Genomic DNA, 21,624 nt, shown 5'->3' with positions numbered 1-21,624 from the left:
ACGGCACCGGTTGGCGGGTGGGCACCGCCGGATCGTCCTGTCCGTGACGGGCCCGTGAAACGGCGTCAGTTCACCGCATCCGCGAGGGCGACACGAACGGGTGAAGCAGTGGGCACACGTGTCCACTGTCTTCTCCACCGGTAACCTCACATCCATGGCCTCACGTTCCTCCGCAGCCAAGAAGCCGCCCGCGAAGAAGGCGGCCGCTTCAGCGAAGGCTCCGGCGAAGAAGGCCGCCGCCAAGAAAGCCCCCGCCAAAAAGGCGCCGGCCAAGAAGGCCGCGGCGAAGAAAGCCGCGCCGCCGCCGAAGCCCGCACCGAACCCCACCGGGGGCATCTACCGGCTCGTGCGCGCCGTCTGGCTCGGGCTCGCCCACGCCGTCGGCGCGGTGTTCCGCGGCATAGGGCAGGGCGCGAAGAACCTCGACCCCGCCCACCGCAAGGACGGCATCGCGCTGTTGCTCCTCGGCCTCGCGCTGATCGTCGCTGCCGGCACCTGGTCCAACCTGCGCGGTCCCGTCGGCGACCTCGTCGAGATCATCGTGACCGGCGCCTTCGGCCGGCTCGACCTGCTCGTGCCGATCCTGCTCGCGGTCGTCGCCGTACGGTTCATCCGGCATCCCGAGAAGCCCGAGGCCAACGGCCGTATCGTCATCGGCCTGTCCGCGCTCGTCATCGGCGTGCTCGGCCAGGTCCACATCGCCGTCGGCTCGCCCGCCCGCAGCGACGGCATGCAGGCCATAAGGGACGCCGGCGGGCTGATCGGCTGGGGCGCGGCGACCCCGCTGACGTACACCATGGGCGAGGTCCTCGCCGTACCGCTGCTCGTCCTGCTCACGATCTTCGGCCTGCTGGTCGTCACGGCCACCCCGGTCAACGCCATCCCCCAGCGGCTGCGGCACCTGGGCGTGAAGCTCGGCATCCTGCCCGACCCCGACGAGGACGACGCGTTCAACGACGACGACCAGCGCTACGACGACCAGTGGCGCGAGGCGCTGCCCGCGTCGCGCGGCCGCAGGCGCGGTCCGGCCCCCGAGGCGTACGACCCCGACAGAGCCGAGCAGGACGCCCTCTCGCGGCGCCGTGGGCGCCCGAGGCGCTCCGCGGTGCCGCAGCCCGAGATGGACCGTCCCATGGACGCTGTGGACGTCGCGGCCGCCGCCGCTGCCGCGCTCGACGGCGCCGTCCTGCACGGGATGCCGCCCTCGCCGATCGTCGCCGACCTCACCCAGGGCGTGAGCGTGGGCGACCGCGAGGAGACCACGCCGGTGCCGACGCCCGTCCCGGCCGCGCGACCCAAGCAGGAGAAGCTCCCCAGGACCGAGGCCCCGGACCTGACCAAGTCCGAGGTGCCCGATCTCACCAAGGCCGCGCCCGACGAGATCCGCGACCTGCCGCCACGTGCCGAACAGCTCCAGCTGTCCGGGGACATCACCTACTCGCTCCCGTCGCTCGACCTGCTCGAGCGCGGCGGCCCGGGCAAGTCCCGCAGCGCTGCCAACGACGCCATCGTCGAGTCGCTCACCACCGTCTTCACCGAGTTCAAGGTCGACGCCCGCGTCACCGGCTTCACGCGCGGGCCGACGGTCACCCGCTACGAGGTCGAGCTCGGGCCCGCCGTGAAGGTCGAGCGGATCACCGCGCTGACCAAGAACATCGCGTACGCCGTCGCCAGCCCGGACGTGCGGATCATCAGCCCGATCCCCGGCAAGTCCGCGGTCGGCATCGAGATCCCCAACACCGACCGCGAGATGGTCAACCTCGGTGACGTGCTGCGCCTCGCCGCCGCCGCGGAGGACGACCACCCGATGCTGGTGGCCCTCGGCAAGGACGTCGAGGGCGGCTACGTGATGGCCAACATCGCGAAGATGCCGCATGTGCTGGTTGCCGGTGCGACCGGTTCCGGTAAGTCGTCGTGCATTAACTGCTTGATCACTTCGGTCATGATGCGCGCGACCCCGGAGGACGTCCGCATGGTCCTGGTGGACCCCAAGCGCGTCGAGCTGACCGCCTACGAGGGCATCCCGCACCTGATCACGCCGATCATCACCAACCCGAAGCGGGCCGCCGAGGCGCTCCAGTGGGTCGTACGGGAGATGGACCTCCGCTACGACGACCTGGCGGCGTACGGCTACCGGCACATCGACGACTTCAACGAAGCCGTGCGCAACGGCAAGGTGAAGGCGCCGGAGGGCAGTGAGCGCGAGCTTCAGCCCTACCCGTACCTGCTGGTCATCGTCGACGAGCTCGCCGACCTGATGATGGTCGCGCCGCGTGACGTCGAGGACGCGATCGTGCGCATCACGCAGCTCGCGCGCGCGGCCGGCATCCACCTGGTGCTCGCCACGCAGCGGCCGTCGGTCGACGTCGTCACCGGTCTCATCAAGGCGAACGTCCCCTCGCGGCTCGCCTTCGCCACTTCGTCGCTCGCGGACTCACGGGTCATCCTCGACCAGCCCGGCGCCGAGAAGCTGATCGGCAAGGGCGACGGGCTGTTCCTGCCGATGGGTGCGAACAAGCCCACGCGTATGCAGGGCGCTTTCGTGACCGAGGACGAGGTCGCGGCGGTCGTCCAGCACTGCAAGGACCAGATGGCGCCCGTCTTCCGGGACGACGTCGTGGTGGGGACCAAGCAGAAGAAGGAGATCGACGAGGACATCGGCGACGACCTCGATCTGCTGTGCCAGGCGGCGGAGCTGGTGGTCTCCACGCAGTTCGGGTCGACGTCCATGCTGCAGCGCAAGCTGCGCGTCGGGTTCGCCAAGGCCGGGCGGCTCATGGACCTCATGGAGTCGCGGAACATCGTCGGGCCCAGCGAGGGCTCCAAGGCTCGTGACGTTCTTGTGAAACCTGATGAGCTGGACGGCGTGCTCGCCGTGATCCGCGGGGAGGCTTAAAGGGAGTCCGGGGCGGAGACGGACGCGGTGGTCGTCGTACGGGCGGGCGGGCTGACGAGCCGATGCCCGATCGTGACCCACCCGTAAGGGATCATTGAGCAACCGTTTCCCGTCGGCGTACGTCAAGTTGAGCGAAGCGACAATCTCGTACCCCACCATCAGCGTGTCCGGCCATTCTGATGGCGTATAAAGTCCCACCGCCCGGTTGCCTCACCCTTTCGCACCCCCCATAGACTGAACCTCCAGCACAGGTGGCTTAAACGCTCGAAAGGCGCCCCCGTGTCCATCGGCAACTCCCCTGAAGACGAGCGTCCGTTCGAAGACGTGTCCGAGGAAGCCCGCCCCTCGATCGGCCGTGCCCTGCGGCAGGCTCGTATCGACGCCGGGCTGACCGTCGACGACGTCAGTAGTGCCACCCGGGTCCGCATCGCCATCGTGCATGCCATCGAGGCGGACAACTTCGCTCCCTGCGGCGGCGACGTGTACGCCCGAGGCCACATCAGGACCCTGGCCAAGGCTGTCCACCTCGATCCGGCTCCGCTCCTCGCCCAGTACGACGCCTCCCACGGCGGACGACCGGCGCCGACCCCGGCTGCCCCGCTGTTCGAGGCGGAACGCATCCGTCCTGAGCGGCGCGGGCCCAACTGGACCGCGGCCATGGTCGCCGCGATCGTCGTGGTGATCGGCTTCGTCGGGTTCACCGCGTTCAAGGGCGACGGCGAGGGCGGCAAGCCGGCGGTGGCCGAAGGCGGCTCGACGCCCACGGCCGACAAGACCAAGCCCACCCCGAAGACCGACAAGCCCAAGGACCCGAAGCCGTCGGACAGCGCCATCGCGGCCGTCCCGCAGGACAAGGTGACCGTCCAGGTCAGCGCCGCCGACGGCAGGAGCTGGATCTCCGCCAAGGACCACAACGGCAAGCTGCTCTTCGACGGACTCCTCAAACAGGGCGACTCCAAGACCTTCCAGGACAGCGAGAAGATCAACCTCGTCCTCGGCGACGCGGGCGCGATCGACCTCTACGTCAACGGCAAGAAGATCGAGGACGACTGGCAGCCGGGCGCCGTGGAGCGCCTCACGTACACGAAGGGCGACCCGCAGGCCGGATAAGTCAGGCTGAAGGGGTGAGGACCATACGGGGTTGGCCAAGATCGGCCAACCCCGTCGACGTGGGGTGTCAGTCAGACAAAGTAGTCTTGAGCCCATGCCTGAACGCCGTACCGTCGCACTCGTCACTCTTGGCTGCGCCCGTAACGAGGTGGACTCGGAGGAGCTCGCAGGCCGCTTGGAGGCGGACGGCTGGGACCTCGTGGAGGACGCCGCGGACGCCGATGTCGCCGTGGTCAACACCTGTGGCTTCGTCGACGCCGCCAAGAAGGACTCCGTCGACGCGCTCCTGGAGGCCAACGATCTCAAGGGGCATGGGAGAACCCAGGCCGTCGTGGCGGTGGGCTGCATGGCCGAGCGGTACGGCAAGGACCTCGCCGAGGCCCTCCCCGAGGCCGACGGCGTACTCGGCTTCGACGACTACGCGAACATCTCGGACCGCCTGCAGACCATCCTGAACGGCGGCATCCACGCCGCGCACACCCCCCGCGACCGGCGCAAGCTCCTGCCGATCAGCCCGGCCGAGCGGCAGGAGTCGGCAGCGGGCGTCGCCCTTCCCGGGCACGCCCCCGCAGACCTTCCGGAGGGGCTCGCTCCGGCCTCCGGCCCCCGTGCGCCCCTGCGCCGCCGCCTCGACGGCTCGCCCGTCGCCTCGGTGAAGCTCGCCTCCGGCTGCGACCGGCGCTGCTCCTTCTGCGCCATCCCGTCCTTCCGCGGCTCCTTCATCTCGCGCCGCCCGAGCGACGTGCTGAACGAGACGCGGTGGCTGGCCGAGCAGGGCGTCAAGGAGATCATGCTGGTCTCCGAGAACAACACCTCGTACGGCAAGGACCTGGGCGACATCCGCCTGCTGGAGTCCCTCCTGCCCGAGCTCGCCGAGGTCGACGGCATCGAGCGGGTGCGGGTGAGCTACCTGCAGCCGGCCGAGATGCGGCCCGGACTGATCGACGTGCTGACCTCGACCCCGAAGGTCGCCCCGTACTTCGACCTGTCCTTCCAGCACTCCGCCCCCGACGTGCTGCGCGCGATGCGCCGCTTCGGCGACACCGACCGATTCCTGGAGCTCCTCGACACCATCCGGGGCAAGGCGCCCCAGGCCGGCGTGCGCTCCAACTTCATCGTGGGCTTCCCCGGCGAGACCGAGGCCGACCTGGCCGAGCTGGAGCGGTTCCTGAACAGCGCGCGGCTGGACGCCATCGGTGTCTTCGGCTACTCCGACGAGGAGGGCACGGAGGCCGCGACGTACGACAACAAGCTCGACGAGGACGTCGTCGCCGAGCGGCTGGCACGTGTCTCCCGGCTGGCCGAGGAGCTCGTCTCGCAGCGGGCCGAGGAGCGCGTCGGGGAGACCGTGCACGTGCTCGTGGAGGCGGTGGACGCCGAGGACTCGGCGGAGGGCGCGTACGGCCGGGGGGCGCACCAGGCGCCGGAGACGGACGGCCAGGTGCTGCTCACGAGCGGCGCTGGGCTGGGCATCGGTCGTATCGTCGAGGCGAAGGTGGTCGGTACGGAGGGCGTCGACCTGGTGGCCGAGCCGCTGCAGGGCACGCTCGCATGTAGTGAGGAGGCGGGCAGATGACCGGAGTTCCGGCGTCCGCCGCGGGTGGCTCCTCCCAGGCGGGTGCGGCAGGCAAGGTGAGTGCCATGGGGTCGTCCGCCGCCGGTGGCTCGAGGACGAGCGGTGCGGAACGAGACGGCGCCGAAGCCGGTGTCCCGGACGGTACGAAGCCCGCGCGCGGCGGGAAGATCGTGGCGGCGGCCGTCAACCAGGCCAGCGTCTGGAACATCGCCAACTTTCTGACCATGCTCCGGCTGGTCCTCGTGCCCGTCTTCGTCGCGCTGATGCTGGCCGAGGGCGGATACGACCCCGCATGGCGCTCGTTCGCCTGGGCGGCCTTCGCCGTCGCCATGATCACCGATCTGTTCGACGGCCATCTGGCCCGGACGTACAACCTCGTCACCGACTTCGGGAAGATCGCCGACCCCATCGCCGACAAGGCGATCATGGGGGCGGCGCTGATCTGTCTGTCCGCGCTGGGCGATCTGCCGTGGTGGGTGACGGGAGTCATCCTCGGCCGGGAACTCGGGATCACGCTCCTGCGTTTCCTGGTCATCCGGTACGGCGTGATCCCGGCGAGCCGGGGCGGCAAGCTGAAGACCCTGACGCAGGGCGTGGCCGTCGGGATGTACATCCTGGCGCTGACGGGGTGGCTGGCCACTCTGAGGTTCTGGGTGATGGCTGCGGCGGTCGTCCTGACCGTGGTGACCGGGCTCGACTATGTGAGACAAGCCATTGTGCTGCGCAGGCGAGGAATCGCCGAGCGCAAGGCCGCGTTGGAGGAGACGGAAGCGTGAATTCCACGGCCGCTGACGTCGTGCGACTACTCACGGTGAACGGTGAGACGCTCGCTGTCGCCGAGTCGCTGACCGGTGGACTGGTTGCGGCGGAAATCACAGCGGCCCCTGGGGCATCGAAGGCGTTCCGGGGTTCGGTGACCGCCTACGCCACGGAACTGAAGCATCAGCTGCTCGGCGTCGACGCCACCCTGCTGGCGCAGCACGGAGCGGTGAATCCGCAGGTGGCGGCCCAGATGGCGGTCGGCGTGCGGAAGGCTCTCGGGGCCGACTGGGGCATCGCCACAACGGGTGTCGCGGGGCCAGAGGGACAGGACGGACAACCCGTGGGGACGGTTTTCGTGGCCGTGGATGGGCCGTTCCGCCCAGGTTCCGGTTCCGCCGCTGGCGGAAAAGTGGAGGCCCTGCGGTTGAACGGCGACCGCGCGGAAATTCGTATGGAGAGTGTACGGAGCGTACTCGCACTGCTCCTGAAGGAGCTCGCGAGCGAACACACTGGGAATGAGCGGGCACAGGATACGGAACAGAACGGGGGGTTTTGATGTTTGCAGCCCTGAGTGAACACGACATCGCTCCCCGCACGGCCGCGGCGCAAGGCGGTACGGTGGGGCGTGAAGGATGCGGCTACGCGGTCCGAGGAGGGAGCCACCGATGATTCTGCTCCGTCGCCTGCTGGGTGACGTGCTGCGTCGGCAGCGCCAGCGCCAGGGCCGTACTCTGCGCGAAGTCTCCTCGTCCGCCCGAGTTTCACTCGGCTATCTCTCCGAGGTGGAGCGGGGGCAGAAGGAGGCTTCCTCCGAGCTGCTCGCCGCTATCTGCGACGCGCTGGACGTACGGATGTCCGAGCTCATGCGGGAAGTGAGCGACGAACTCGCGCTCGCCGAGCTGGCCCAGTCCGCTGCGGCCACCCCCAGCGAGCCTGTACCCACGTCGGTCCGTCCGATGCTGGGTTCCGTGTCGGTGACCGGCGTGCCACCGGAACGGGTGACCATCAAGGCGCCGTCCGAGGCGGTGGACGTGGTCGCCGCGTGACGGTGCCGCCGATGCGCGTGGACTGATCACGCGCTGAGAGTTGTGTGAGGCCCCGGCCGGGCCTTCTCCAGGAAGATCTGGGGAAGTGCGGTCGGGGTTTCGTGCTTTCTCGTGCCGTACGGGGCCCGCACGGTCCGTTTGCCGGTGGGTGGCCCGGCGGTCATGGTGGAGGGGTGTGACCGCGCCTGACGCGCGGTGACGGCGTTGGCCCGCGCTGCATCCGTGTGCCGTTGATGCGCCCTCCCGGCGGGTGAACGGGCACCCTAGCCTCGGGCTGGAGGTGAGTGGATGGCACGGCCGATAGCGCGCTGGGGGGTGGCCCTCGGGCTCGGTGCGCTGTGGTGGTGGGCCGTGCTGCGGCTCGCGCTGGTGCCGGAAGCGGGGGTGCTCGAAGGGGCTCTGGCGGCCGGAGGGTGGGGCCTGAGCCTGTTGCCGGTGCAGTGTGTGCCGAAGGCGCGGGCCGAAGGAGCCGTCGACCCGCGGCGATGGGCGCGGGCATGGCGGGCGGGGCGGGCTACCACGGCATCGCCACACCGCCGTTCGGACGCAGGATCTGCCCCGTCGTGAAGGACGAGGCGTCGGACGCCAGGAACAGCACGGTGTGGGCGACGTCCTCAGCTTCGCCGACCCTGCCCAACGGCGACATCCGGGCCATGAACGTCTCCGTCCGGGTCTGCGCCTCGCCGTGGCGGTCGGTCATCGGCGTGCGGATCCAGCCCGGCGCGACGGCGTTGACCCGGATGCCGTACCGGCCGATCTCGTTCGCCAGGGTCTTCGTCAGCTGTACGACGGCCGCCTTGGCGGCGCCGTAGCAGAGCAGGCCGGGGCCGCCGGTGTCGACGGCGCCCGAGGCCATGGTGATGATGCTGCCCTTGATGTGCTGGGCGAGCATCGTGCGGGCGGCCTCCTGGCAGGCGTACAGGACGCCCTTGAAGTTGACGTTCAGCACGCGGTCGAGGTCCTCGTCGCGGGTCTCCAGGACCGGGCTGCTGTGCATGATCCCGGCGACGGCGGCCAGCACGTCGAGACGCTCGCAGGCGGCGACGGCACACCGGAGCTGGTCGCGGTCGGTGACGTCGAGGTGGTGGGTGCGGGCGGTGCCGCCGCCCGCCTTGATCAGGGTCGCCGTTTCGTGCAGGCCCTGGGCATCACGGTCGGCGCAGTGCACGGTGGCGCCGGCCTCGGCGAGCAGCACGGCCGAGGCACGGCCGATTCCGCTGGCGGCGCCGGTGACGAATGCGGTGCGTCCGGTGAGGTCGTACGCCTTGACGGCCATGAAGGGACGGTACGAGGGATTCTGACGGGTCGTCAATTAGTCGTACGGTGCCGAGTCCCGCGGTGTGAGGCGGTGCCGGACATCGGGCTCGGGGCCGGGCCCGCCTGGCAGTGGGGGCACCAGTAGGTGGGGCGCTCGCGGGAGCCGTCGCCCTGGTCGGCCGCCCGGATCGGAGTGCCGCAGCGCAGGCAGGGGCGATGCGTGCGGCCGTACACGAACAGGTCCTGGCCGCGGCGGCCCGTCGTACTGCGGATCGGGCGGTCGCGGTTGGCTTCCAGGAGCTTCTTGGCGAGTACGGGCAGGTGGGCGGTGTGCTCGGCGGGGAGGGCGCCGACCGGCAGCCAAGGGGTGACGCGGAGCAGGAAGCAGAGCTCGCTCTTGTACACATTGCCGATGCCGGCGAGGTTGCGCTGGTCCAGCAGGGCCTCGCCGAGGGGGCGGTCGGGGTCCGCGAGGAGGTGGGTGAGGGCGCGGTCGGGGTCCCAGTCCGGGCCGAGGAGGTCGGGGCCGAGGTGGCCGACGGCGCGGTGTTCCTCGGTGGTGTGCAGGAGCTCCAGGACGGGGAGGCGGTAGCCGACGGCTGTGCGGGTGGAGCGGTCCGTGCGGGCTTCGGCGGCGGTGAGGACCACGCGGATCTGGTGGGCGGGACCGCCGGTCCAGCGCTGCTGGTCGGTGTACACCTTCCAGGAGCCTTCCATCCCCAGGTGCGAGTGCAGCGTCAGGCCGCCCTCGACACGGGTGAGGAGGTGTTTGCCGCGTGGGGTGACGTCCAGGACGCTGCGGCCCGTGAGGTCGACCGTGGCGTACTTCGGCACCCGGAAGTCGGTGCGGGTCAGGGTTCTGCCCGCGAGGGCGGTGTGCAGCCGTTTCGCGGTTTGCCAGACCGTGTCTCCTTCGGGCATGGGTCAAGGGTGGCATGGGGTGGGGCTCAGGTGGCCGGGGGAGGTCCAGGTCAAGCGCGCAGGCGGAGGCCTCGGGGGGTCGCGATGAAGCCCGCTCCTTCCAGGAGGGTGCCGAGGGCGGAGGTCAGGGCCGAGGCGCCGTTCACGCGTTCCACCGTGACCGTGCCGAGGGAGCCCGCACGGGCGGCTGCGGCGAGGGCCTCTGCGGCCGTGTGCAGTCGGGGGTCGTCGGTGGGTTCGGTGTCCGGGGCCGAGGGCCAGGCCAGCAAGGTCTTGCCGCCGCGCTCCATGTAGAGGGTCAGCTCACCGTCGACGAGCACCACGAGCGAGCCCGCCTTGCGGCCCGGCTTGTGCCCGGCACCGGTGGGAGGCTCGGGCCAGGCGAGGGCGGCGCCGTACGCGTTCGCCGGGTCGGCGGCGGCGAGGACGACTGCTCGCGTGTCGGCGGTCGGACGGTTGCGGCGGGAGGCGAAGGCGGAGCCGGACGGTGTGCCGCCGTTGTGCCACGCGGGGGCTTGCGGGCCGCGCGGGCCGGCCTGGGGGGCGCGGTCGCGGGGCGAGACGTAGTCGCCGGGTCCCAGGTGGGCGTCCAGGAAGTCGTGGTCGAGGTCGGGGATGTCGTACGCGGGGGCCGTGTCACCGAAGTCGCCCGTGGTGCCGAAGCCGTCGGGGCGGCCGGCAGTGCCGTAGCCGTCGGGGCCGTCGGAGCCGGGAGTGCCGTAGCCGTCGGCGGTGCTCGGGACGGGGAGGCCCTCGCCGCGGTCGCGGGCGTTGGCCACCGCGCGCAGGCGGTCCACCGCGCCGTCCATCGCGAACTGGGCGGCGCCCAGTCCCTCGACCACGTAGCCGCGCCGCGCCTGGCCGCTCTCCTCGAAGGCGGACAGGATGCGGTACGTCGCCGAGAAGCCGCCCTCGACGCCCTCCGCGGTGACCGCCCCCCGGGTCACCACGCCGTGCCGGTCGAGGAGCGTGCGGGCCAGGGCGTGGGCGCGCACCGTGGGGTCGGGCTCGTGCGCCGGGAGCAGGGACCAGCGGCCGGCGACGGTCGGCGGGCCCGTGCGGGAGGCGGGGCGGGCGGCGGCCGTGAGGGAGCCGTAGCGGCCGCGTGGGACGGTGCGCTTGGCTCGGTGGGCCGTGGAGCCGGCGGTGCGGCCCGAGCCCAGCAGGGAGCGCAGGGGGGCGAGCGTGTCGTTCGTCAGGCGGCCCGACCAGGCCAGTTCCCAGAGGGCGTCGGCGAGTTGGGGGTCGGTGACGTCGGGGTGGGTGGTGGCGCGGACCTGGTCGGCGATCTGACGGAAGAACAGGCCGTAGCCGCCGGACAGAGTGTCCAGGACCGACTGGTGCAGCGCCGTCAGCTCCAGGGGGTGGGGCTGCGGCAGGAGCAACGGGGCCGCGTCCGCCATGTAGAGGGAGACCCAGCCGTCCTTGCCGGGGAGTGAGCCCGCTCCGGCCCAGACGACCTCGCCGGCCGCGGTGAGCTCGTCGAGCATCGCGGGCGTGTAGTCGGCGACCCGGGACGGCAGGACGAGCTTCTCCAGGGCCGACGCGGGCACGGATGCGCCCTGCAACTGCTCGATGGCGCGCACCAGTCCGTCGATGCCCCGCAGTCCGTGCCCCTTGCCGATGTGCTGCCACTGCGGGAGGAACTGGGCGAGCGCGGCCGGCGGTACCGGCTCCAGTTCGTGCCGCAGGGCGGCGAGGGAGCGGCGGCGCAGGCGGCGCAGGACGGAGGCGTCGCACCATTCCTGGCCGATGCCCGCCGGGTGGAACTCGCCTTGTACGACGCGCCCGCTCGCCGCCAGCCGCTGGAGGGCGCCGTCCGTGATCGCCACGCCCAGTCCGAAGCGGGAAGCTGCCGTGGCCGAGGTGAAGGGGCCGTGGGTGCGGGCATAGCGCGCGAGGAGATCGCCGAGCGGGTCCTTGACGGGCTCGGTGAAGGCTTCGGGCACGCCGACCGGAAGGGCCGTGCCGAGCGCGTCGCGCAGGCGCCCCGCATCTTCGATCGCCGCCCAGTGGTCGCCGCCGGCGATACGGACCTTGATGGCGCGGCGCGCGGCGGCCAGCTCCTGGGCCCAGTGCGGTTCGGCGCCCCGCTCGGCCAACTCGGCGTCCGTGAGCGGGCCGAGAAGGCGCAGGACGTCCGCGACGCCCTCGACGTCCTTGACGCGGCGGTCCTCGGTGAGCCACTGGAGTTCCTGCTCCAGCTCGGTCAGCACCTCGGCGTCGAGCAACTCCCGCAGCTCCGCCTGGCCGAGCAGCTCGGCCAGCAGACGGGAGTCCAGCGACAGGGCGGCGGCACGGCGCTCGGCGAGCGGGGAGTCCCCCTCGTACAGGAACTGGGCGACGTACCCGAAGAGGAGGGAGCGGGCGAAGGGCGACGGCTCAGGGGTCGTGACCTCGACCAGACGCACCTTGCGGGACTCCAGGTCCCCCATGAGCTCGGTCAGACCCGGGACGTCGAAGACGTCCTGCAGACACTCGCGGACCGCCTCCAGGACGATCGGGAACGAGCCGAACTCACTGGCCACCTCCAGCAGTTGGGCGGCCCGCTGGCGCTGCTGCCACAGCGGGGTGCGCTTGCCCGGGTTACGGCGTGGCAGCAGCAGCGCGCGGGCAGCGCACTCGCGGAAGCGGGACGCGAACAGGGCCGAGCCGCCCACCTGGTCGGTGACGATCTGGTCGACGTCGCCCTTGTCGAAGACGACGTCCGCCGCACCCACGGGCGCCTGGTCGGCGTCGTACTCCGTGCCGGCCTTCACCGGTTCCTGGTCCAGGAGGTCCAGGCCCATGAGGTCGGCGTCGGGCAGGCGCAGCACGATGCCGTCGTCGGCGTGCATGACCTGTGCGTCCATGCCGTACCGCTCGGAGAGTTTCGCGCCGAGGGCGAGTGCCCAAGGGGCGTGGACCTGGGCGCCGAAGGGGGAGTGCACGACGACCCGCCAGTCGCCGAGCTCGTCGCGGAAGCGCTCGACGACGATCGTGCGGTCGTCCGGGACATGGCCGCATGCCTCGCGCTGCTCGTCCAGATAGGACAGGACGTTGTCGGCCGCCCACGCGTCCAGGCCGGCGGCGAGCAGACGCAGACGGGCGTCCTCCTTGGACAGCGAGCCGACCTCGCGCAGGAACGCGCCCACCGCGCGGCCCAGTTCGAGCGGACGGCCCAGCTGGTCGCCCTTCCAGAAGGGCAGGCGGCCCGGCACACCCGGGGCGGGGGAGACCAGGACGCGGTCGCGCGTGATGTCCTCGATGCGCCAGGAGCTGGTGCCGAGCGTGAAGACGTCCCCGACGCGGGACTCGTAGACCATCTCCTCGTCGAGCTCGCCGACCCTGCCGCCGCCCTTCTTGGGGTCGGATCCGGCGAGGAAGACCCCGAAGAGACCGCGGTCGGGGATCGTGCCGCCGGAGGTGACGGCAAGGCGCTGGGCGCCGGGGCGGCCGGTGATCGTACCGGCGACCCGGTCCCAGACGACGCGTGGGCGAAGCTCCGCGAAGGCGTCGGACGGGTAGCGGCCGGCGAGCATGTCGAGAACCGCGGTGAAGGCGGATTCGGGGAGCGAGGCGAAGGGAGCGGCTCGGCGGACCGTGGCGAGGAGGTCGTCGAACTGCCAGGTGTCCATCGCGGTCATCGCGACGAGCTGCTGCGCCAGGACGTCCAGGGGGTTGGCCGGGACCTTGAGGGACTCGATGGACCCGGTGCGCATCCGTTCGGTGACCACGGCTGCCTGGACCAGGTCGCCGCGGTACTTCGGGAAGACCACGCCCGTGGAGACCGCGCCGACCTGGTGTCCCGCGCGGCCGACGCGTTGCAGGCCGGAGGCAACCGAGGGGGGTGATTCGACCTGGACCACGAGGTCGACCGCGCCCATGTCGATGCCCAGTTCGAGGCTGGAGGTGGCGACGACCGCGGGGAGGCGGCCCGCCTTGAGGTCCTCCTCGACCAGGGCACGCTGTTCCTTGGAGACCGAGCCGTGGTGGGCGCGGGCGATGACCGGCGGTGCGCCCTGGGCCGCGCCCGAGCCGCCCATGAGTTCGGCCGGGGCGTGGTGTTCGTCGAGGGTTTCGCCGGTGGCCCGTTCGTAGGCGATCTCGTTGAGGCGGTTGCACAGGCGTTCCGCGAGCCGGCGGGAATTGGCGAAGACGATGGTGGAGCGGTGGGCCTGGACCAGGTCGGTGATCCGCTCCTCCACGTGCGGCCAGATCGAGGGACGCTCAGTGCCTTCGGAGCCGTCGGCCACGGGTGAGCCGCCGAGTTCGCCGAGGTCTTCGACGGGGACCACGACCGAAAGGTCGAACTCCTTGCCCGACTTCGGCTGGACGATCTCCACCTTGCGGCGGGGGGAGAGGTAGCGGGCGATCTCGTCGACCGGGCGGACGGTCGCGGAGAGACCGATGCGGCGGGCCGGCTTCGGCAGGAGCTCGTCCAGGCGCTCCAGGGAGAGGGCGAGATGGGCGCCGCGCTTGGTGCCCGCCACCGCGTGCACCTCGTCGAGGATCACCGTCTCGATGCCGGTCAACGCGTCGCGTGTGGCCGACGTCAGCATCAGGAACAGGGACTCGGGGGTGGTGATCAGGATGTCCGGGGGGCGGGTCGACAGGGCTCGGCGCTCTGCGGCGGGGGTGTCGCCCGAGCGGATGCCCACCTTCACCTCGGGTTCGGGCAGGCCCAGGCGTACGGATTCCTGGCGGATGCCGGTCAGGGGACTGCGGAGGTTGCGTTCCACGTCGACCGCCAGGGCCTTGAGGGGGGAGACGTAGAGGACGCGGCAGCGTTTCTTGGTGTCGGCCGGTGGGGGTGTGGCGGCGAGCTGGTCCAGGGCCGCGAGGAATGCGGCCAGCGTCTTGCCCGAGCCGGTCGGGGCCACGACCAGAACGTCCGAGCCCTCGTGGATGGCTTTCCACGCGCCTGCCTGCGCCGCGGTGGGCGCGGAGAAGGCGCCCGTGAACCAGCCGCGGGTTGCGGGCGAGAAGCCTTCCAGGGCTCGGTGTCCTTTGCTGACCATGCGTCCATCCTGCACCCGGGGACTGACAATGGGGCTGAGCTGGGGAAACGTCTTCGGGCACGTCCCCTTCCCGTCGTGCGCGAGTGTCGGCCGGCGGGGTTCACCGCCTTCGGCTCCGGGCGCTGTACCGGAGAATGGGACCATGGCAGGTTCGGGTGAGCGGGCGCGGCACTGGCGGTACGCCGAGTTGCCCGGTGTCGACCTGCTGCGGGCCCGGTACGTGCGGAAGACGTTTGTGCGGCACACCCATGAGCACTTTGTGATCGCCGCCATCGCGGACGGTGTGGAGGTCTTTCACCATCGGGGTGCCGATCAGTACGCGGGTGCCGGGGCGCTCGCGTTGGTCAATCCGGACACGCCGCACACCGGGCGGGCGGGGGTTCCCGAGGGGTGGCGGTACGGGGCCGTGTATCCGTCGCCGGAGGTGGTGGCGGAGATCGCGGCCGAGACCACAGTGATCCGCGGGACGCCGGGGTTCGTCAGGCCGGTGCTGGATGATCCGTACACCGTGGGGCTGGTGCATCGAGTGCTGCGTGCCGCGGACGAGGGCGACGCGCTGGCCGCCGACACGTTGCTTCGGGTTGCCGTGACTCGGCTGCTGCGGTTGAACGGTGGGGCGCTGATGCAGCGGAAGGTGAGGACGGCGGGGGATCGGATCGCGGTACGCGCGCGTGAGGTGCTGGAGGCGCGGATGGCCGAGCCGCCGAGTCTGGAGAAGCTGGCCGCCGATCTCGGTACCGGGCCGTTTGCCCTGCTGCGGGCGTTCCGGGATCTGTATGGGATGCCGCCGCACGCCTGGCTGACCGACGCACGGGTACGGCGGGCTCGGCGGCTGCTGGACGCGGGTGGCTCGCCGGCGGCGGCGGCCGTTGCCGTGGGGTTCACCGATCAGCCGCATCTCAACCGGCACTTCACCCGGATCGTCGGTGTGCCGCCGGGCGCCTATCAGCGGGAGCGCAAGAACGTACAAGACGCGTGGCAGGGGCTGCCCTAGCGTCGCAGGCGTGGCAGAACAGAGAGCTCTCGAAGACCTCCGCGACGTCGGAGGCAAGCCCGACGGGGTGGTCGTACGGGACGGCCTGGGCGTCGGAGTCGCCGTCGGGCTGTCCGGGTTCGCCTTCGGGGTGACATCGGCGGGCAGCGGGCTCACGGTCGTGCAGACCTGTGCGCTCAGTCTGCTGGTGTTCACGGGGGCGTCGCAGTTCGCGCTCGTGGGGGCGCTTGCGGCCGGCGGCAGTCCGCTGACCGCGGCGGCGGGAGCTTTCTTCCTGGGTGTGCGCAACGCCTTCTACGGGCTGCGGCTGTCGCAGGTGCTCAGCCCCACGCGCGCGGTGCGGCCGCTCGCCGCGCAGTGGGTGATCGACGAGACGGCTGCTGTCGCGCTGGCGCAGCCGACGCGGCGCAGTGCGCGGATCGGGTTCCTGGTGACGGGGCTGAGTTTGTACGTGCTGTGGAATCTCACCACGCTGCTCGGTGCGCTGGGGGCCGAGGCCCTTGGTGACACCGACGCCTGGGGGATCGATGCGGCCGGGCCCGCCGTGTTTCTGGCGTTGCTCGCGCCGATGCTGAAGTCCGCGACCGAGCGCGCTGTCGCAGGTCTGGCCGTGGTTCTCGGGCTCGGACTGTTGCCAGTGCTGCCTGCCGGTGTGCCCGTTCTGGTGGCCGCCCTCGCGGCGCCGGTCGTGCTGTGGGCCGACGGGCGTCGCAGGGGAGACGTACGGAAGGGAGCGCTGTGAGTACCTGGATCGCGATCGGCGTCACCGCTCTCGGCTGTTACGCCGTCAAGCTTGCCGGGCTGCTCGTGCCCGCAGGGGCTCTGGAGAGGCCTCTCGTCCGGCGGCTCGCCGCCCTGTTGCCCGTCGCACTCCTTGCCGCCCTCACGGCTCAGCAGACCTTCGCCGACGGGCATGCGCTGGTGCTGGACGCAAGGGTGGCCGGGGTCGCAGCGGCCGCCGTGGTGCTCATGTTGCGGGCCCCGTTCCTGCTCGTCGTCGCGGCTGCCGTGGTGGTGACGGCCGGCGTGCGGGCGATCGGCGGGTGAGGGCCGGTCAGCCGATGTGGCGGCCGAACGCCCTGAGGGTGTGCAGCGCCTCGATCGTCACCAGGGGGCGGGCTTCAAGGGCGGTGCCCGGCGCCCATTGGCGCCAGCGGACGGGCCAGCCGCCGTCCTCCTGCTGCTCGCCGGCCAGGTGGTCGAGGGAGCGGCTCATCTCGTCGTCCGTGAACCACGCGCGCGCGAGGGAGCGCGGTGTCTTCGCGTAGTCGTGCGGGAAGTGGTGCTCGCCAGGTGCGTAGCCGGGGGAGACCGGGTAGGCGTCGAGACTGTCCGGCTCCAGAGCCGCCAAGCGCTGTTCCCGCACCAGGCGGCCGAGACGATCGGCGGCCGCCTCCGCGCGCGTGCGGTCGGGAGCGGAGTCCAGGAAGGCCACGGCGGCCTCGATCTCGTACGGGTGGGACTTCTCCAGGGACTCGACCGCCTGCCAGCAGAAGTCCGTGGCCCGGAACAGCCAGGCGTGCCAGACCTCGTTGCGGTGCAGCACACCGACCACGGGGCCGGTGGCCAGAAGTGAGCTGGGCGGGTCGTCCACGATCGGGATGAACGGGGCCGCGGGGTAGCCCCGCTGGCTCGGGTGGATCGCCGGGAGGGCGCCGTCCGGCGTGGAGACCGAGGTGAGGTAGCGGCATACGCGGTCCACACGCTGCCCGCCGCAGCGTTCGATGGCGTCCAGGACGCGGAGTGCGTGACCGGTGTGCAGCGGCTGGCTGACCGGGCCGCGCAGATCGGGCTCCAGGGCGTGGCCGTACCCGCCGTCCTCGTTGCGGTAGGCGTCCAGCGCGGTCTCCACCGGGACGGCGGCGCCGTTCAGGAAGTGGTACGCGAAGAGGCGCTGTTCGAGCACGCGCGCGGTGAGCCAGACGAACTGCTCGGCGCGGAAGACCGGGGAGTGCGCCGGGGGCGGCGGGGGGAGTGCGGAAGCTCCTGTTTCGGGCATGCGTCAGACCGTAGGGCGGAAAGCGGTCTCGGCAAGCGGTCCCCGCACAGGCCCACCCTCAGGGGCGGGATACTGGACGCATGCGGTTGACGGTCTTCTGGCAGCGGATGGCGGAGCACTTCGGTCCGGGGTACGCCGACACCTTCGCGCGCGACCACGTGATGGCGGAGCTCGGCGGGCGCACGGTGCACCAGGCGCTGGACTCCGGCTGGGACGCCAAGGACGTGTGGCGTGTGGTCTGCGCCGTCATGAACGTTCCGGGGGAGAAGCGCTGACCGGTCACGGAGATCGCAGGACGGCAGCTGTTTGTCGGCTGCGTGGGTGACACTTGCTCCGTGGCACGCATTGACGAGACCGGGCAGCTCGCCCGGCAGGGATCCCCGTTCGGCACGACGCCGCCCAGCCCGCCTCCGGGCGAGGGCGCCGCCGGGCCGAGCGCTCGCATGCCGCGCTGGCTGCCGCGCGCCATGGTGCTCGCGCTGGCGCTCGTCGGCGCGTTCCAGCTGGGCAGCTGGGCCTTTCACCAGCTCACCGGGCTGCTGATCAACATCCTCATCGCGTTCTTCCTCGCTCTGGCCATCGAGCCCGCGGTGAGCTGGATGGCCTCGCGAGGCATGCGCCGGGGGCTGGCCACGGCCATCGTCTTCCTCGCCGTGATCATCGTCTCCGCCGGGTTCGTGACGCTGCTGGGGTCCATGCTCGCGGGCCAGATCATCAAGATCGTCGAGGATTTCCCGAACTATCTCGACTCCGTCATCAACTGGATCAACACGCACTTCCACACCGAGCTGCGGCGCGTGGACGTCCAGGAGGGCCTGCTCCGTTCCGACTGGCTGCGCAACTACGTGCAGAACAGCGCCACCGGCGTCCTGGACGTGTCCGCCCAGGTCCTCGGCGGTCTCTTCCAGCTGCTGACGATCACGCTGTTCTCGTTCTACTTCGCCGCGGACGGTCCGCGACTGCGCCGCGCTCTGTGCTCCGTGCTGCCGCCTGCCAGGCAGGCCGAGGTGCTGCGCGCATGGGAGATCGCCGTCAACAAGACCGGCGGTTACCTGTACTCGCGCGGCCTGATGGCGCTGATCTCCGGCGTGGCCCACTACATCCTGCTGGCGAGCCTGGACGTGCCGTACGCGCCCGTGCTGGCCGTCTGGGTCGGCCTGGTCTCGCAGTTCATCCCCACCATCGGCACCTATCTCGCGGGCGCCCTGCCCATGCTGATCGCCTTCACCGTCGATCCCTGGTACGCGCTGTGGGTGCTGATCTTCGTCGTGGTCTACCAGCAGTTCGAGAACTATGTGCTGCAGCCCAAGCTGACCGCGAGGACCGTCGACATCCATCCCGCGGTCGCCTTCGGCTCGGTCATCGCGGGCACCGCCCTCCTCGGTGCGGTGGGCGCGCTGATCGCCATCCCGGCGGTCGCCACGCTGCAGGCGTTCCTGGGGGCGTACGTCAAGCGGTACGACGTCACGGACGACCCCCGCGTCCACGGCCACCGGTGGGGGAGCGGGCCCAGCCTGTTCGCACGCGCGCGTGAGCTGTGGGCACGACGGCCGGGGGAGCGGCGGCCTCCGGCGGAGACGGGGAGTTCCGGGAAGAGCTCCTCTTCCTGAGCCCGGCCGTGTGGGCCGTCCGCCCGGCTGTGTGGGCCGGGCTGCCCAGCCGCGTGGACCGTGCTGCTCGGCCGTGTGGGCCGTGCCGCGGTGACTGCCGCCCGGCGGGCATCGGGCGATGCCGAGCTACGGCTTCCGGGCGTTGGCGGACCGCGAACGAGACCGCGAACGTAGCCTCGGAAGTGCCGTGTGGTGCGCTTGACACGAAAATCGAACATCCATTCTTATGGAGGCTCCGGCAAGGCTCTCGGCGGGCGTTTCGCCATGGTTTCGACCTGGAAGTGCCCGAGTTATCCACAGGCCGGACGGGCGTCGGGGCGCATTGTCAGTGGCAGGCGTTAGCGTCTTTGACGTGAAGCGATCGACTCAAGCAAACCGGGTGGAACCCATGGCAGGAACCGACCGCGAGAAGGCCCTGGATGCCGCACTCGCACAGATTGAACGGCAATTCGGCAAGGGCGCGGTCATGCGCATGGGCGAGCGGGCGAAGGAGCCCATCGAGGTCATCCCGACCGGGTCGACCGCCCTCGATGTGGCCCTCGGCGTCGGCGGCCTGCCGCGCGGCCGTGTCGTGGAGATCTACGGACCGGAGTCCTCCGGTAAGACGACCCTGACCCTGCACGCCGTGGCCAACGCGCAGAAGGCCGGCGGCCAGGTCGCCTTCGTGGACGCGGAGCACGCCCTCGACCCCGAGTACGCGAAGAAGCTCGGCGTCGACATCGACAACCTGATCCTGTCCCAGCCGGACAACGGCGAGCAGGCGCTGGAAATCGTGGACATGCTGGTCCGCTCCGGCGCCCTCGACCTCATCGTCATCGACTCCGTCGCCGCGCTCGTCCCGCGCGCGGAGATCGAGGGCGAGATGGGCGACAGCCACGTCGGTCTGCAGGCGCGCCTGATGAGCCAGGCCCTGCGGAAGATCACCAGTGCGCTCAACCAGTCCAAGACCACCGCGATCTTCATCAACCAGCTCCGCGAGAAGATCGGCGTGATGTTCGGTTCGCCGGAGACCACGACCGGTGGCCGGGCGCTGAAGTTCTACGCCTCGGTGCGCATCGACATCCGCCGCATCGAGACCCTGAAGGACGGCACCGAGGCGGTCGGCAACCGCACCCGCTGCAAGGTCGTCAAGAACAAGGTCGCGCCGCCCTTCAAGCAGGCCGAGTTCGACATCCTCTACGGCCAGGGCATCAGCCGCGAGGGCGGCCTGATCGACATGGGCGTGGAGCACGGCTTCGTCCGCAAGGCCGGCGCCTGGTACACCTACGAGGGCGACCAGCTCGGCCAGGGCAAGGAGAACGCACGCAACTTCCTGAAGGACAACCCCGACCTGGCCAACGAGATCGAGAAGAAGATCAAGGAGAAGCTGGGCGTCGGCGTGCGCCCGGAGGAGCCGGCCGCCGAGCCGGGCGCGGACGCCGCGGTCTCCGCCGCCCCGGCCGACGCCGCCAAGGCGGTGCCCGCGCCTGCGGCGGCCAAGGCAGCCAAGACCAAGGCTGCGACCGCCAAGAGCTGATCCCGTGACACGGCGAACCGACTGGGCCGAGTACGCCGCCTGTCCGGACGTCCCGCGTGAGCGGGGGAGAGGCGGCGACGAGGGCCTCTCCGGGATGGGCGGGCACGCTTACGGAGGGGACGCGGCCCAGGACATGGACGGGGGGAACGACGGCGCGACGCCGTACGGCAGCGGCTGGTCGCACGGGGGGTACGGCGATGAGCAGCCCCCGGGGACGGTGGACGGCGAAGCGTGGTCCGACGACGGCTCAGGGCCCGGCAGCACCGGTGGGTCCGGCGGCGGCTCGCGCCGCGGCCGTGGTGGGGCTCGGGGCTCGGATGGCTCGGGCGGTGCCCGCGGGCGTCGTCGGCGCGGCAGAACAGAGCCGTCCGGTGAGGACGGAGGCGCCTCTTCCTCGTCGAGGGCCGAGAGGGGTGCGCCCCCAGCGGACCCGGTGGAGCAGGCGCGGGCGATCTGTCTGCGCCTGCTCACCGGGACCCCGCGTACGCGGAAACAGCTCGCGGACGCCCTGCGCAAGCGGGAGATCCCTGACGATGCCGCCGAGGAGGTGCTGTCGCGGTTCGAGGAGGTCGGCCTCATCAACGACAGCGCGTTCGCGGACGCCTGGGTGGAGTCCCGGCATCACGGCCGAGGGCTCGCCCGGCGCGCGCTCGCCCGGGAACTGCGGACCAAGGGCGTCGATTCCACCCTGATCGACGCGGCCGTCGCGCAGCTCGACTCCGAGCAGGAAGAGGCGACCGCACGCGAACTCGTCGCCCGCAAGCTCAGCTCCACGCGCGGCCTCGACCGCGACAAACGCCTGCGCCGCCTCGCGGGCATGCTCGCCCGCAAGGGCTATCCCGAGGGGATGGCTCTCCGGGTCGTGCGACAGGCGCTGGAGGAAGAGGGCGAGGACACGGAGTTTCTCGGCGACGAGGGGTTCTGATCCCGCAGAAGG

17 protein-coding genes and 1 pseudogene are annotated in these 21,624 nt (G+C 71.1%); 14 read left to right on the top strand and 4 right to left on the bottom strand.

The genetic code is table 11. From position 1 onward, the window contains the following. Nucleotides 1–154: 154 nt before the first annotated feature. The 7 genes from ACIBU0_RS14425 (at nt 155) to ACIBU0_RS14395 (ending at nt 7,957) form a co-directional block, all read left to right on the top strand. Nucleotides 155–2,896 (top strand): DNA translocase FtsK, encoded by a 2,742-nt coding sequence (locus tag ACIBU0_RS14425; RefSeq protein WP_398816862.1) that lies wholly within the window; start codon nt 155–157, stop codon nt 2,894–2,896. 279 nt (nt 2,897–3,175) lie between these two features. Then, complete coding sequence (locus ACIBU0_RS14420) at nt 3,176–4,006, top strand: helix-turn-helix domain-containing protein (protein WP_398816860.1); 831 nt, start codon at nt 3,176–3,178, stop codon at nt 4,004–4,006. A 94-nt stretch (nt 4,007–4,100) separates the two neighbouring features. Next, nucleotides 4,101–5,582, top strand: coding sequence for a 30S ribosomal protein S12 methylthiotransferase RimO (gene rimO / locus ACIBU0_RS14415; RefSeq protein ID WP_398816857.1), 1,482 nt, complete (start codon nt 4,101–4,103; stop codon nt 5,580–5,582). Continuing rightward, nucleotides 5,579–6,358 carry a CDP-diacylglycerol--glycerol-3-phosphate 3-phosphatidyltransferase gene (gene pgsA, locus ACIBU0_RS14410; protein ID WP_398816854.1) on the top strand — a complete coding sequence of 260 codons (780 nt, stop codon included), beginning with the start codon at nt 5,579–5,581 and terminating at the stop codon, nt 6,356–6,358. The genes rimO and pgsA overlap by 4 nt, the downstream gene beginning before the upstream one ends. Beyond that, entirely contained in the window at nt 6,355–6,900 is a 546-nt protein-coding gene (locus tag ACIBU0_RS14405; RefSeq protein WP_398816851.1) for a CinA family protein, read from the top strand. The genes pgsA and ACIBU0_RS14405 overlap by 4 nt, the downstream gene beginning before the upstream one ends. A 109-nt stretch (nt 6,901–7,009) precedes the next feature. After that, nucleotides 7,010–7,390 (top strand): helix-turn-helix domain-containing protein, encoded by a 381-nt coding sequence (locus ACIBU0_RS14400; protein WP_019756312.1) that lies wholly within the window; start codon nt 7,010–7,012, stop codon nt 7,388–7,390. A 288-nt stretch (nt 7,391–7,678) separates the two neighbouring features. Then, a complete protein-coding gene (locus ACIBU0_RS14395) occupies nt 7,679–7,957 on the top strand; it encodes a hypothetical protein (protein WP_398816848.1) in 279 nt (92 codons plus the stop codon). Here the strand turns inward: ACIBU0_RS14395 and ACIBU0_RS14390 are convergent. From ACIBU0_RS14390 to ACIBU0_RS14380, 3 genes are read right to left on the bottom strand one after another with little or no spacing between them, the layout of a single operon-like run. Beyond that, nucleotides 7,905–8,666 (bottom strand): SDR family NAD(P)-dependent oxidoreductase, encoded by a 762-nt coding sequence (locus ACIBU0_RS14390; RefSeq protein WP_398816845.1) that lies wholly within the window; start codon nt 8,664–8,666, stop codon nt 7,905–7,907. The two genes, ACIBU0_RS14395 and ACIBU0_RS14390, sit on opposite strands and share 53 nt — an antisense overlap. Before the next feature lie 32 nt (nt 8,667–8,698). Further along, nucleotides 8,699–9,568, bottom strand: a complete 870-nt coding sequence (locus tag ACIBU0_RS14385; protein ID WP_398816842.1) for an Fpg/Nei family DNA glycosylase — start codon at nt 9,566–9,568, stop codon at nt 8,699–8,701. Between the two features lie 50 nt (nt 9,569–9,618). Then, entirely contained in the window at nt 9,619–14,568 is a 4,950-nt protein-coding gene (locus tag ACIBU0_RS14380) for an ATP-dependent helicase (RefSeq protein WP_398816839.1), read from the bottom strand. 142 nt (nt 14,569–14,710) lie between these two features. Here ACIBU0_RS14380 and ACIBU0_RS14375 point away from each other — a divergent pair. The 3 genes and pseudogenes from ACIBU0_RS14375 to ACIBU0_RS14365 all read left to right on the top strand — a co-directional run. After that, nucleotides 14,711–15,666, top strand: a pseudogene (locus tag ACIBU0_RS14375) (AraC family transcriptional regulator); the annotation flags it as partial. Further along, complete coding sequence (locus tag ACIBU0_RS14370) at nt 15,573–16,304, top strand: AzlC family ABC transporter permease (protein WP_398816836.1); 732 nt, start codon at nt 15,573–15,575, stop codon at nt 16,302–16,304. The pseudogene ACIBU0_RS14375 and the gene ACIBU0_RS14370, both read left to right, overlap by 94 nt. Further along, nucleotides 16,301–16,609, top strand: a complete 309-nt coding sequence (locus tag ACIBU0_RS14365) for an AzlD domain-containing protein (protein WP_398816833.1) — start codon at nt 16,301–16,303, stop codon at nt 16,607–16,609. The genes ACIBU0_RS14370 and ACIBU0_RS14365 overlap by 4 nt, the downstream gene beginning before the upstream one ends. A 7-nt stretch (nt 16,610–16,616) precedes the next feature. Here the strand turns inward: ACIBU0_RS14365 and ACIBU0_RS14360 are convergent, their stop codons facing one another. Beyond that, complete coding sequence (locus ACIBU0_RS14360) at nt 16,617–17,561, bottom strand: hypothetical protein (RefSeq protein WP_398816830.1); 945 nt, start codon at nt 17,559–17,561, stop codon at nt 16,617–16,619. A gap of 80 nt (nt 17,562–17,641) precedes the next feature. Here ACIBU0_RS14360 and ACIBU0_RS14355 point away from each other — a divergent pair, with 80 nt between their 5' ends. From ACIBU0_RS14355 to recX, 4 genes are all read left to right on the top strand, one after another. After that, a complete protein-coding gene (locus ACIBU0_RS14355) occupies nt 17,642–17,836 on the top strand; it encodes a DUF3046 domain-containing protein (protein WP_398816827.1) in 195 nt (64 codons plus the stop codon). A 60-nt stretch (nt 17,837–17,896) separates the two neighbouring features. Continuing rightward, on the top strand, nt 17,897–19,171 hold the full coding sequence (locus ACIBU0_RS14350; RefSeq protein WP_398816824.1) for an AI-2E family transporter: 1,275 nt from the start codon (nt 17,897–17,899) through the stop codon (nt 19,169–19,171). Nucleotides 19,172–19,559: 388 nt separating this feature from the next. Continuing rightward, nucleotides 19,560–20,687 (top strand): recombinase RecA, encoded by a 1,128-nt coding sequence (recA, locus tag ACIBU0_RS14345; RefSeq protein ID WP_398816821.1) that lies wholly within the window; start codon nt 19,560–19,562, stop codon nt 20,685–20,687. A 4-nt stretch (nt 20,688–20,691) separates the two neighbouring features. Next, the gene (recX, locus tag ACIBU0_RS14340; RefSeq protein ID WP_398816818.1) at nt 20,692–21,612 is read left to right on the top strand and encodes a recombination regulator RecX; all 921 of its coding nucleotides are present in this window, start codon (nt 20,692–20,694) and stop codon (nt 21,610–21,612) included. Nucleotides 21,613–21,624: the final 12 nt, after the last annotated feature.

It is taken from the genome of Streptomyces sp. NPDC049627, from assembly GCF_044465645.1.
GTDB lineage: Bacteria > Actinomycetota > Actinomycetes > Streptomycetales > Streptomycetaceae > Streptomyces.
The sequence above is the reverse complement of the archived record's forward strand: the minus strand, read 5'-3'. Positions and strand labels throughout refer to the sequence as shown.